The organism is Cupriavidus sp. D384, assembly GCF_001652915.1.
Taxonomy (GTDB): Bacteria; Pseudomonadota; Gammaproteobacteria; order Burkholderiales; family Burkholderiaceae; genus Cupriavidus.
Genome location: NZ_BBQI01000088.1, coordinates 1 through 12,299, shown reverse-complemented (window position 1 = coordinate 12,299; position 12,299 = coordinate 1). Strand labels below are relative to the sequence as shown.

Genomic DNA, 12,299 nt, shown 5'->3' with positions numbered 1-12,299 from the left:
CACGCGGAGGTGACCGATAAAGATTTGACTTGTCAGGCGGATCGCGTATGGCGAAGGTCAAGCGTGACCACGCGCAGCGTGGCGTCGTCGGGGCATACCGTATCGGCAAAGCCAAGACGGTGCGCCAGCCCACGCATGCCGCGATTGGCCGACAGCACGTAGCCTTCCATCGTGCCGAACCCGGCGGCCCGCGCAACCTCTATCAGTGTCTGCATCAGCAGGCTGCCCAGGCCGGTGGACTGCCAGCCGTCGAGCACGGTCACGGCAAACTCGCAGGCATCGCGCCCCGGCAGCGCCACGAACCGCGCGCCGCCAACCAGATGCCCGCTTTCGGCGTTGCCCGCCACGGCGGCCAGCGTGCAGTCCTGCCCGGGCACCGGGTGAACCACGTCGTCCAGCAGCGCCTCGGGCAAATCGCGCATGGCCGCCATGAAGCGCGTGTAGCGCGAGTCGTCGGACAGCTGCGAGAACGCTTCGAGAATGCCCGCCTTGTCGTCTTCCCGGATCTTGCGCAGCACCACCGGCTGTCCATTGCGCAACGTGGTGTGCAGGGGCAGCTGGAGCAGGCGGGGTGGGGGAGCGGTGATGGGGTTGGCGTCGGTCGGCATGGGATGGCCCGGAGGTTTGCAGGGATGGCAAGGCGGTGATGACATGGTAGGCAACTGCGCGGCAGGCTGCCAGGACGCGCCAGGCGCGCCCGTGTGCCGCATGGCCGACGGTTCTTGCAGTATGCTCGCGACAGTTCGATCCATTCTGGAAAGGAGCGTCCGATGACCGTAGTTGTGCTGGCAATCGATGGGTCCGCCCATAGCCACACTGCCACCTCCTGGGTGGCCGCCACCGGCGCGCTGGCCGCGCCGCGCATCGTCCATCTGATACACGTATCGCCGGTGCTGGGGCGCACCGGGTTTGGCACGGTCGATTTCGAGCAGGAAAACCGCGAGCAGGCGCGCCTGGCGTTCGAAGCCGCGCACCGCATCCTGGATAGCCATACCGATGCCATTCACGAGCACTGGCTGCGCGGCGATGCCGTGGCATCCATCGTGGGCTTTGCCGCGGAACAGAACGCCGACCTGCTGGTAGTGGGCGCCAAGGGCGTGGGCCCGCTCAAGGCGGCGCTGACCGGTTCCGTGGTATCGAAGGTGGTGGCGCAGTCGGTGGTGCCGACGGTCGTCATCAACTCGCCGGACCCTGACGCGGCATAGGCCGCAACCCACGCACGCGCGCCGGCGCTCAGAGCATCGACTTGCCCTGCGCCAGGATCTTGTCGCAGACCTGCTTGGTGACTTCGGCTTTCAGGCCGCTGGCGCTCAGGTCCATAGGCTTGCCGCCGCCGGTCGACAGGATGCCGCGCGAGCCGTCGCTGTAGCCCGTGTCCGAGGTGCCACCCGACACCGAGCCCAGCAGCTTGTCCTTGACGGCCGATGTGGCCGCGTCGGCGTTCAGGTAGTTGTTCTTCATGCAGAACTCGATCACGCCGGCCGCATTGCCGGCCGAACTGGACGTCAGTGACGAGATGCTGCCCAGGCCGCCAAGGTTGCCCAGCGCGCCAGCTGCGCCCTGGCTGGACCCGGAACTGCCGCCCAGCGGCGACGACTTCAGCATGTCGCCCAGCTGGGCGCTGGCAATGCCGGACACCGCCAGCAGCGCGGCCGGCACGGCCAGCCAGGCCGCGCGGCGCAGGGTGGCGACGATGGAAGAATGTTCGAAAGGACGGGCGATGGCCATGGGGTGGACTCCTTTTACGGTCGGGCCGGAAATGGCGTTTTCCACTATACGCGGCGGCCCCGGCCAGCCGTGTGTCCATCGCCATGAACGTTTTCTGGGCGTTGATGAAAACTTCCGGCAGCCCGTCTTCGTGCATGGGCACGCGGGCGCATAGGCGAAATCCCCAAGCCAGATTTCCTTGACTTCCCCTGCAGCGGCGCCTTGAATACGCAAACTGAACAGTGATTAGTTTGGATGGGAGGCAGCGTGGAGACGGCACAGCAAAGAGTGCATGAAGATGCGCATGAGCAGGCGCATGAGCAGGCGCACGACAAGCAGGCCCAGCGGGCGCCGGACAGCATCTGGACAAACGGCAACTACGCGCCGGTGTCACAGGAAATCGAGGCCGCCGGCCTGAAGGTGCATGGTGCGCTGCCCCGGGAACTGACCGGCACCCTGTATCGGAATGGTCCGAATCCCCGTTTCCCGAGTGCCGCGACCCACTGGTTCGGCGGCGACGGCATGATCCACGCCATCGCACTGGCGGACGGTGCCGCCAGCTATCGCAACCGCTGGGTCCGCACCCCGAAATGGCGCGACGAGGATCGGGCGGGCCGGGCACTGTTCCGCGCCTTCGCGGGCAAGCTGCCCGATGCGCCCGAGTGGGCAGGCGACGACCGGGGCGTGGCAAACACCAATATCGTGTGGCACGGCCAGCGGCTGCTGGCGCTGGAAGAAGCGCACCGGCCCACGCGCATGACCCCGGACACGCTGGAAACGCTGGGCTATGCCGACTATGGCCCGCTGCAGGGCCCGTTCACGGCCCATCCCAAGATCGATCCGCTGACCGGGGAAATGTTCTTCTTCGGCTACAACGCCGATGGCCCGCTGACCGCCGCCATGACGACCGGCACCATCGGTCCCGATGCCCGGCTCACCCGCCATCTGAAGTTCGAAACGCCGTACTGCAGCATGGTTCACGACTTCATGATGACCACGCGGCACCTGCTGTTTCCTGTGCTGCCGCTGACCGGCAGCCGCGAGCGCCTGGAGAAGGGGCTGCCGCCGTATGCCTTCGAGGCAGACCGGCCGTCGATGATCGGCATCATGCGGCGTGACTCGCCTTCGGCGGCGGTGCGCTGGTTCCAGGGGCCGCCGTGCTACGTGTTCCACGCGCTGAACGCATGGGAGGAGGGCGAGACGATCCATGCCGATGTCATGGTCTACGACGAGGCACCGCTGTTTCCGCGCCCGGACGGCTCGCCGGGCGACCGGTCGCGCCAGCTGGCGTATCTGACCCGCTGGACCTTTGACCTGGCCGGTGGCCGCGACAGTTTCACCAGCCAGCGCCTGTGCGACATTCCGGGCGAGTTTCCGCGCATCGACGACCGTCTGGCCGGCCGCCCGCATCGGCATGGGTGGTTTGCGGCCTCGGTGCCGGGGGAAGACGCCGGACAGGGACAGTCGGACCACAGCGAGCGCAACGGCATCGTGCATGTCGATGCCCAGTCCGGCGCGCAGGCCACGCTGTGGCTGCCCCCGGGCGACGCCACCTCCGAGCCGGTATTCGCCGCGCGGGGCCGTGCGGAAGGCGACGGCTGGCTGCTGGCAGTGGTGTGGCGCGCGGCATCGAACACCAGTGAACTATTGGTGCTCGATGCCCTGAACGTCGAGGCAGGCCCGATCGCCACGGTGGAATTGCCGCAGCGCGTGCCATTTGGCTTCCACGGGAACTGGGTGGAAGGAGCGAGCACATGAGCCGGATCCTGCGGGTGGCGTGGCCCGTTATTCTCGATACGCTGGGCGTGCTGGTCTTTGCCGTGCTTATGGCGCTGAGCGTGGATGTCCGCATCGCCACGCTGGCGGGGCTGGTCGTGGCACTGGCCGTGGTTGGCCGGGAAATCGTCCATCGCCGCCGTGTGGCGGTGCTGCAGTGGATCAGCCTGGCGTCGGTCGTGGTGTCGTCGGTTGCCACATGGGTCACGTCCGATCCGCGCTTCGTGATGGCAAAGCCGAGCATCCTGTTTCTGGTGATCGGCGTGGTGATGCTGCGCGGCGGCTGGATGAACCGCTATGTGCCACCGGCCGTCGCGCCGCGAGTACAGCCCGAGATGACATTTTTCGGCTACGCCTGGGCGGTGCTGATGCTGGTGTCTGCCGTGCTGAACGCGTTCGTGGCGATCTGGCATCCGGCGTCGTGGCCAGCCTTTATCGCGATCTATCCGGCCGCGTCCAAGGGGGTGCTGTTCTGCGTGCAGTACGCCGTGGTGAAGGCCGCGTTGCGTCGGCGCCCGGCCACCGCACCGGAGGCCGACGGCGCGCTGGACAGCCCCGTAGCCACGTAGCCACGTAGCCCCGTAGCCCCGTAGCCACGTAGCCACGGTAGCATGGAGGCCCTTGAATCACGGCAGCAGCCCGGCATGACACAGGATTCCACGGCGGCCCGCCCGTCCCGGCCCCCCAAGGCGCCCAGCGGCGCAGCCACCAAGCCCGAAGGGCAGTGGCACCATGGCGATCTGCGCGCGGCGCTGATCGCCTGGGGTCTGCATCTGATCGATACCGAAGGCGTTGCCGCGATGAGCATGCGCACGGCAGCCAGGCTGGCGGGGGTGTCGCCCGGCGCGCCATCGCACCATTTTCAGGACCGCAACGGGCTGCTGGCGGCAATCGCCGCGCAGGCGTTCCGCGAACTCAAGCACTTCAAGAGCGAACGCGCCGCCCGGCTGCCGAACACCACGCCGGCCGACCGCCTGCGCGGGCTGCTGGTGGGCTATGCCGAATTTGCACACACGTATCCGGCTCGCTTTCACCTGATGTTCGGCCCCGGCGTCGAACGCCGCACCGATTATCCCGAACTGACGCAGGCCGCGGGCGATTCGTTCTCGCGCGTGCGCGAGGCCGTGACCGCGTGCCTGGACGGCAGGGCGCCGATGCAACTGACCGAGGAGCAACTGGCCTTCGCGGTCTGGATCGCCGCGCATGGCCTGGCTACGGTGACGGCCAGCCATACCCGCATTTCCGCAGTATCGGCGGAGCCGCTCGATATCGACCAGATGGCCGGCGTGGTGGCGGAATTCTGCCTGCGGGCATTAAGCGCGTGCTGCAAACCATAATCCTCCGGACATTCAGGCTGGATATGCATGTATCTGGCCGGAGGCATTACGAAGTTCGGGGGGTATTCAGCGCAGGGGATTAATGCCGTAATGCATGCCGGGTCTGTTGCGATGCCATCGCAATAAAAAACTAAAACGATATGTCAGGGAAAGCATGCGAGTCATCGCCATCGCGCTTGTTTGTGCGAGTAGTCTTTTTGGGGGTTGTGCATCCATCGTCAGCGGCACCAACCAGGTGGTTTCGGTGGAAACCCGCGACCATGATCAGCCGCATGCCGGCGCCAAATGCAAGCTGACCAATAGCAAGGGCACGTATTACGTCACCACGCCGGGCACCATCACCATCAACCGGGCCTATGGCGACATGTCGGTCAGGTGCGACAAGGACGGACAGGAGCCAGGCCTGGCTACCGTGAAGTCGACAACCAAGGCTGCGGCCTTCGGCAACATACTGATCGGCGGGGCAATTGGCGTCGCAGTGGACACGGCATCGGGCGCAGCCTACGACTACCCGGACCTGATCATGGTCCGCATGGGCATGAACTCGATCGTCAGCATTCCTGCCACCGCAAACGGGCTTGGACATGTCGAAACATCGCTGCCCGCCGCCACCGGTTACGCCGATGCGGCAAACATCGATGCCGTTCCCTATTTACGCGCCCGCAAGGGTTACGCCACCTATCGCGATCGCAAGGCGCCCAAGGCTTTCGTGCTGGCCGATGGCGGACATTATGCGTTCTGGGGCAATAGCCCGAATGCCATTGAAAAGGCGATGGCACGCTGCCGCGAAATGCGATTCACCAATTGCCGGCTCTATGCTTATGACGATGTCGTTGTCTGGGAGCGCAGTTTCGCGCTGACGCCGGAAGATCCACCCGAAGGAGAAAGCAGAAGCAGGGTGCTGAGCCGTTCGGATACCCAGCAATAACCGAATAACGTCGACCGGTTTGCGCACCGGCTGGCATTCCGGTTTTCCGGCAGATCACCAGGATCAGAAACAGAGAAGGGCGCCGATTCCCACATCGGCGCCCTTTTTGTTACAGCGCTACCTTACTTGCGCAGGTCGAAGCGGTCCAGGTCCATCACCTTGGCCCAGGCGGCGACAAAGTCCGTGTAGAACCGGTCGGCGCCATCGGCGCTGGCGTACACCTCGGACAGCGCACGCAGCTGCGCGTGCGAGCCGAACACCAGGTCGACCCGCGAGCCCGTCCACTTGACCGCGCCGGTCTTGCGATCGGCGCCTTCGAACACGTCGCGCGACAGCGGCGTCCACTCCAGGCTCATATCGAGCAGGTTGCGGAAGAAGTCGTTCGTCAGCGTCTCGGGCCGGTCGGTCAGCACGCCGTGGGCATCCTTGCCAGCATGGACGTTCAACACGCGCATGCCGCCGATCAGCACCGTCATCTCGGGCGCGGTCAGTGTCAGCAGTTGCGCCTTGTCGATCATCATGTGCTCGGCGGGCACGCGCACGCGCGGATTGACGTAGTTGCGGAACGCATCGGCGGTCTGCTCCATGGCGTCCATCGACTTCACGTCGGTCTGGTCTTGCGACGCATCCATGCGGCCAGGCGAGAATGGCACGGTCAGCTTCTTGCCAGCTTTCTCGGCCGCCTTCTCGATGGCGGCGCCACCCGCCAGCACGATCAGGTCGGCCAGCGAGACCTTCTTGCCGCCCGATGCCGCACCGTTGAACTCCTTCTGGATGCCTTCCAGCTTCGACAGCACCTTGCCCAGCTGATCGGGCTCGTTGATCGCCCAGTCCTTCTGCGGGGTCAGGCGGATACGGGCACCATTGGCGCCGCCGCGCTTGTCCGAGCCGCGGAACGTCGACGCCGAGGCCCACGCCGTCTTCACCAGTTCGGCGATCGACAGCCCCGATGCCAGCACCTTCTGCTTGAGCGCCGCGATGTCCTTGTCGTCCACCAGCGGGTGGTCCACCTTCGGGATCGGGTCCTGCCACAGCAGTTCCTCGGACGGCACTTCCGGGCCCAGGTAGCGCGCCACCGGCCCCATGTCGCGGTGGGTCAGCTTGAACCACGCGCGGGCGAAGGCATCGGCAAACGCCTTCGGATCGTCCTTGAAGCGGCGCGAGATCTTCTCGTAGATCGGATCGAAGCGCAGCGACAAGTCGGTGGTCAGCATGGTCGGCTTGAGCTTCTTCGACGCATCGTGCGCGTGCGGCACCGTTTCAGGTGCATCCTTCGCCACCCACTGGTTGGCGCCGGCCGGGCTCTTGGTCAACTCGTATTCGAAGTTGAACAGGTTTTCCCAGAAGCCCTGGCCCCATTGGGTCGGGGTGCTGCTCCACGTCACTTCCAGACCGCTGGTAATGGTGTCGGCGCCCTTGCCAGTCCCGTACTTGTTCTGCCAGCCCAAGCCCTGCAGTTCCAGCGCGGCCGCTTCGGGTTCCGGCCCCACGTTGCTGGCAGGGCCCGCGCCGTGCGTCTTGCCAAAGGTGTGGCCTCCGGCGATCAGCGCCACGGTTTCCTCGTCGTCCATGGCCATTCGGCCAAACGTATCGCGGATGTCATACGCGGCGGCCAGCGGATCGGGGTTACCGTCCGGGCCTTCCGGATTCACATAGATCAGGCCCATCTGCACCGCGCCCAGCGGATTTTCCAGATTGCGGCCCGGGTCGGTGCGGCTGACTTCCTCGCCATGTTTTTCCACATCGGCCACCAGCACGCCGCCGTCGTCCTGCCTGCCCGCGGCACCCTTGCCGTAACGCACATCACCGCCCAGCCACGTCTTTTCATTGCCCCAGTAGACGTCCTGGTCCGGTTCCCAGGTGTCTTCGCGGCCGGCGCCAAAGCCGAACGTCTTGAAGCCCATGGTTTCCAGGGCGACGTTGCCGGCCAGGATCATCAGGTCGGCCCAGGAAATCTTCTGCCCGTACTTCTGCTTGACGGGCCATAGCAGCCGGCGGGCCTTGTCCAGGCTGACGTTGTCGGGCCAGCTGTTGAGCGGCGCAAAACGCTGCTGGCCGCGGCCGCCACCCCCACGGCCATCGCCGATGCGATACGTGCCGGCGCTGTGCCAGGCCATGCGGATGAACAGTGGGCCATAGTGGCCGAAGTCGGCCGGCCACCAGTCCTGCGAATCGGTCATCACCTTGGCCAGGTCCTGCTTCAGCGCAGCGTAGTCGAGGCTCTTGAAGGCCGCGGCGTAGTCGAATCCCTCGCCCAGCGGATTGGATTTGTCCGAATGCTGGGCCAGCAAGTCAAGCCGCAGCTGTTTCGGCCACCAGTCCGCATTGGTGGTGCCGCCGCCGGCGGCATGGTTGAAGGGACACTTTTCGTTAGACATGCTCTCTCCTTTGGGGGATCCAAACGGTAGTTCTAGTCTGTCTTCACGCGTCAACACTTCCACGAGGCTCTGCCTCGGCAGATCCTGTCGCACGAGAAATATAGGCGAGAGCGCATGTCAACAACATGAGAGCTTTGCAATCGGCGCGATAGGGCATCGCTATGACGTGTGCGCCATCACGATTCGGGTTAGCACCGACCATTTGCCGCGCGGTGCGTGACCTATAGTTCCGGTACTTCAGACCACTGCGGCGGCTGACGCCGGGAGGCTGCGATCATGACCATGTCTACGAAGCTGGCACGATGCCTGAGCAGGACGGAGAGCCGGTTCGAGACCGTGCGACGCCCCGGGCGGCCCGGGACGCCCGCTGACGCGACGGCAATGCCGGCGCCCAGCATCCCCGCCGACCGGCTGGCGCGTACCGTGCTGCTGGAAGACGACAAGGGCTATCTGGCCGCCGTGATTCCCGCCAGCCATCGCCTGAAACTGGCTGAACTACGAGAGCAGACCGGCCGCAAGCTGGCCTACGCGCATGCCGACGGCGTGCGCGAGGTGTTCCGCGACTGCGACCAGCACGCGCTGCCACCGGTTGGGATGGCTTACGGCACGCTGACCTGGATCGACGATAGCTTGCTGGCCCACGACGACGTCTACTTCGAGGCCGGCGACCGCGAAGCGCTGGTCCATATGAACGTCGACGATTTCTCGCAGCTGATGACCGACGCGCGGCGCGGCCATTTCGCACATCGCGTGATGTAGGCAAGGGGCAGGGCGCAGGCGGCCCGTTCCTGCCGGGAACGTGACGTAGCCTGCGCTCGCCGGGCCGCAGCCGGTGCGGGCCGCGCTAGAACGCGAGGGACATGGCGGCAATCACCACCTGATCGTGGGAAGCCGGATTGAACCAGTAGACGCTGCCGGTGACCTTGCCAAACGTGAGTTGCACCAGCCCGCCGCGCTGGAATTCGCGGTCGCCGCCGTAGATCCGCGTACGCTGTGCGACAAGGCCGACCCGCAGCCACTGGACGGGGCGAAATCCGAGTTCGCTCCATGCGTAGGTGTAGGGCGTTGTGGACCCCGTTCCGGGCAGGTATTCGGCCTCGATGTAATAGTCGAACTTGCTTACCGCGAGGCTGGCCTCCACGCCGGCGATGGGGCCGTGCGCGCTGCCAACCACGACGCCGACAATGGGCGTGACCTTGTACTGGAGGGTCTCTCCACCCGAGAACGACCAGCCGACAAAGCCCGACTGGGCATGCATGGCCTCGTAGTTGACGCGCGCCTCGAGATGCAACTGACCGTGATCGGCCGAGAATATGCCCGAGCCGTAGCTGTCTTCGTGACGCGGCATGTTCCAGAAGCCCGTTGCCAGGAAACTCCAGGCGGGCGGCGGCGCAGCCTCGGCGGGGGCAGGCGGGGTGACGGCTATTTCCTGCGCATGGGCGCCATTCGACGCCAGCCAGATCACAGCTGCTGCCAGGGCGGTGGCACGCATCTCAGCCTCCCAGCGCAATGACCGCCATGGTGACGGCCACCCCTAGCGCCATCATCCAGAATCCGGCGCGCCACGGGTTGATCCCGCCGTAGTGCCCCAGCGCCGCGCCGCCCACGAACAGCATGATCAGCGTCAGCACCCTGGACACCACCAAAGCCGTGGCGACGTCGTGCAGCAGCACGAATGGCAGCGCCACGGGGAATGTCGTCAGCACCACGATGAAGAAGATACGGATTGCAGCAAGGAAGTCGCCACCATTCAGCGTGGGGCGGTCTGGCACCGTGGCGCCGGAGACCAGGCGCAGCCGCACCGGTTCGAGGTCGTCGTTGGCGATGTGCGGGTTCATGGCTGGCGGCAGCGCATCGCGTATGGCGGCAATGCCCGCAGGCGCATCGCCATGCTTGGCCGTCAAGGCAAGCTTCTGCAGCATGCCGCGCCCGGCCAGCGTCCGCACCAGATACATGATGGCGTCGACCAGCCCCCAGGCGAGATTGCAGCCCAGCGCGGCACGCAGCATGGTCTGGGCGGCATCGGGCCCGGCCGTGGCGGATGACACCGCGCCAACGAACGTCAACGCCATGTAGAGCCCAAAGCACATCTCGGACACGCGATCGACCACGTCGAGGGTGGGTGCGCGATCCTGCACGCTGTCGCTGTGCGACGGATTGATTGCCGACATGGAGGTTCCTCCCCGTGCACCAGCAGTAGGTTCGGACACGGTAGACCGGACAACGCCTGTCTGCCATTGGACCAATGACCTATCGCACGACCGGGAATGGGGAAACAACGCAGGCCGCCGACCGCATTTGCCGTAGCGCAGATGACCACCGACCCATCGACAATTTTTAACAAGGAGAGATAAAACTTTCAGCAGTGATGTATGGGTCGCCCCGGGTGGTCTACCGATATATTCCCCGTTGACGTTAAAAACTGTCACGTAGTTTGATACGTGGGGAAATCCATGAAAGCAGCAATACTTGTCTCCGTATTTTCAATGGTGGCCGTGGCTTCGGCACAGGCTCAAACCACCCCGAAATATTCTGCAGTGGTGCCGCCCTCCATTACGACGCCGGATACGGTGGAGACGCGCATCGGCGCACTGAAGTTTGTCGACGGCCTGCCTGACGCGGATACGGTCAGGAAGGCCTACGATCAAGTCGACTTCTCGCGCGGCATCGAGGCGTTCCTCTCAGGGATTCCCGCTGCATCCGTACACGCCATCTGCACCGGCCTGGAACAAGCAGGCGTCAGGAAAAACCAGGGCCTCAGCATCAGCGAAGATCTGCTGGACGCGCGTTCGCTCTTCCTTACCGCAAACTCCACCACGGTTTATGGCGCCACATGCATTGACGTCAAGGACGGCCCAGTCGTGGTCGAGATTCCGCCCGGCGTGCTGGGGCCGGTCGATGACGCCTATTTCCGTTTTGTCACGGATGTCGGCATGACGGGACCGGACAAGGGCAAAGGTGGGAAATATCTGTTCGTGCCCCCTGGCTATAAAGGGGCGGTGCCTGACAAAGGCTACTTCGTAATACCAACACCTACCTTTACCAACCTGATGTTTTTCCGCGCCTTTGTACAGAACAACGACACGCCGGCAACCGTCAGGCACGTGAAGCAGAGCACGCACATTTATCCGCTGGCGCTCGCCGAGAATCCGCCAGTGACGACGTTCGTCAACACCTCTGGCAGGCAGTTCAATACTATCCATTCGAACAATTTCAAGTTCTACCAGGAGATGAACGAAGTCATTCAGTACGAACCGGGAGATGCGTTTGATCCGGAGATCGTCGGCCTGTTCAGTGCCATCGGCATCAAGAAGGGAAAGCCTTTCGAGCCCGATGCACGGATGAAATCAATCTTGACCGACGCCGTCGCGGTAGGGAATGCCGCTGCACGCGCGATTCAGTTCGCCCCGCGCGACGCGCGCTTTAAGTTCTTTCCTGACCGGCAGTGGGGTAATGGCTTCATCGGCAACAGCTACCAGTTCATGGACAACGGCGAACGCATGCTGGATGCGCGCACGCTGTTCCACTATGCCGCGACCGGAATCACGCCTGCCATGTCTGCGGCCAAGCCAGGATCGGGTTCGGCATACGCGATAACGACCCGGGACGGAAAAGGCGAATATCTGGATGGCTCCAGGACCTACAAGGTAACCCTGCCAGGGCCGGTGCCGGCCGGCCAGTTCTGGTCGTTCACGGCATACGACACACAAACACGCTCGATGCTGGAAACCAACCAGAAGCTTGCCGGCATCGACAGCAACCAGAAGAGCATGAAACCAAATGCCGATGGCTCGTACACTGTCTGGTTCGGTCCGAAGGCGCCAGCAGGCCAGGAGAGCAACTGGGTGGAGACCATGCCAAAGAAGAAGTGGATGGTCATTCTCCGACTATATGCGCCGTTGCAGGCGTGGTTTGACCGGAGTTGGAAGCCGGGAGATTTGGAAGAGGTGAGGTGACGACTGAAATCAAATCCACTTCTGTCGACGCGCCTTTCGGCAATTGCAGCACGCCGAGAGGCGAGCGAGTGCGAGTCGGTCAACACGCAATCATCGGCTTTTTGAGATCACGTCAGTCATCGACTCGGCTAGCTGTGAAGCTTCAATACGTTGTATCCGTGGTTCATCCGATCTGAGTCTGGAAAACTGGAAGTCGCCAAACACCCAGACTTCCAGG

At 64.2% G+C, this 12,299-nt stretch carries 12 protein-coding genes; 7 read left to right on the top strand and 5 right to left on the bottom strand.

Annotation, left to right across the window (positions count from 1 at the left end; all coding sequences use genetic code 11):
* Positions 1-32 precede the first annotated feature (32 nt).
* Positions 33-608 carry a GNAT family N-acetyltransferase gene (locus A9J21_RS17355; RefSeq protein ID WP_066737822.1) on the bottom strand — a complete coding sequence of 192 codons (576 nt, stop codon included), beginning with the start codon at positions 606-608 and terminating at the stop codon, positions 33-35.
* 162 nt (positions 609-770) lie between these two features.
* Here A9J21_RS17355 and A9J21_RS17350 point away from each other — a divergent pair, with 162 nt between their 5' ends.
* Complete coding sequence (locus A9J21_RS17350; protein ID WP_066737820.1) at positions 771-1,205, top strand: universal stress protein; 435 nt, start codon at positions 771-773, stop codon at positions 1,203-1,205.
* 28 nt (positions 1,206-1,233) lie between these two features.
* On the opposite strand, the gene A9J21_RS17345 is transcribed toward A9J21_RS17350, so the two are convergent.
* Positions 1,234-1,695: a DUF2501 domain-containing protein gene (locus tag A9J21_RS17345; RefSeq protein WP_066737961.1), complete on the bottom strand. Its 462-nt coding sequence runs from the start codon at positions 1,693-1,695 to the stop codon at positions 1,234-1,236.
* A 300-nt stretch (positions 1,696-1,995) separates the two neighbouring features.
* Between A9J21_RS17345 and A9J21_RS17340 the strand changes: the two genes are divergently transcribed.
* The 4 genes from A9J21_RS17340 to A9J21_RS17325 all read left to right on the top strand — a co-directional run bounded on the left by A9J21_RS17340 (position 1,996) and on the right by A9J21_RS17325 (position 5,748).
* Positions 1,996-3,465 (top strand): carotenoid oxygenase family protein, encoded by a 1,470-nt coding sequence (locus tag A9J21_RS17340; RefSeq protein ID WP_231906959.1) that lies wholly within the window; start codon positions 1,996-1,998, stop codon positions 3,463-3,465.
* Positions 3,462-4,052 carry a septation protein IspZ gene (locus A9J21_RS17335; RefSeq protein ID WP_066737818.1) on the top strand — a complete coding sequence of 197 codons (591 nt, stop codon included), beginning with the start codon at positions 3,462-3,464 and terminating at the stop codon, positions 4,050-4,052. The genes A9J21_RS17340 and A9J21_RS17335 overlap by 4 nt, the downstream gene beginning before the upstream one ends.
* Before the next feature lie 75 nt (positions 4,053-4,127).
* On the top strand, positions 4,128-4,820 hold the full coding sequence (locus tag A9J21_RS17330; RefSeq protein WP_066737817.1) for a TetR/AcrR family transcriptional regulator: 693 nt from the start codon (positions 4,128-4,130) through the stop codon (positions 4,818-4,820).
* 154 nt (positions 4,821-4,974) lie between these two features.
* Positions 4,975-5,748, top strand: coding sequence for a hypothetical protein (locus A9J21_RS17325; protein WP_156545982.1), 774 nt, complete (start codon positions 4,975-4,977; stop codon positions 5,746-5,748).
* A gap of 122 nt (positions 5,749-5,870) precedes the next feature.
* Here the strand turns inward: A9J21_RS17325 and katG are convergent, their stop codons facing one another.
* The gene (katG, locus tag A9J21_RS17320; RefSeq protein WP_066737814.1) at positions 5,871-8,126 is read right to left on the bottom strand and encodes a catalase/peroxidase HPI; all 2,256 of its coding nucleotides are present in this window, start codon (positions 8,124-8,126) and stop codon (positions 5,871-5,873) included.
* Positions 8,127-8,402: 276 nt separating this feature from the next.
* On the opposite strand from katG, the gene A9J21_RS17315 reads away from it, so the two are divergent.
* Complete coding sequence (locus A9J21_RS17315) at positions 8,403-8,885, top strand: aminoacyl-tRNA deacylase (RefSeq protein WP_066737811.1); 483 nt, start codon at positions 8,403-8,405, stop codon at positions 8,883-8,885.
* Between the two features lie 85 nt (positions 8,886-8,970).
* On the opposite strand, the gene A9J21_RS17310 is transcribed toward A9J21_RS17315, so the two are convergent.
* Positions 8,971-9,618 (bottom strand): hypothetical protein, encoded by a 648-nt coding sequence (locus A9J21_RS17310; RefSeq protein WP_066737809.1) that lies wholly within the window; start codon positions 9,616-9,618, stop codon positions 8,971-8,973.
* A 1-nt stretch (position 9,619) separates the two neighbouring features.
* Positions 9,620-10,297, bottom strand: coding sequence for a VIT1/CCC1 transporter family protein (locus A9J21_RS17305; protein ID WP_066737807.1), 678 nt, complete (start codon positions 10,295-10,297; stop codon positions 9,620-9,622).
* Between the two features lie 282 nt (positions 10,298-10,579).
* On the opposite strand from A9J21_RS17305, the gene A9J21_RS17300 reads away from it, so the two are divergent.
* Entirely contained in the window at positions 10,580-12,082 is a 1,503-nt protein-coding gene (locus A9J21_RS17300) for a DUF1254 domain-containing protein (RefSeq protein WP_066737805.1), read from the top strand.
* Positions 12,083-12,299 lie beyond the last annotated feature (217 nt).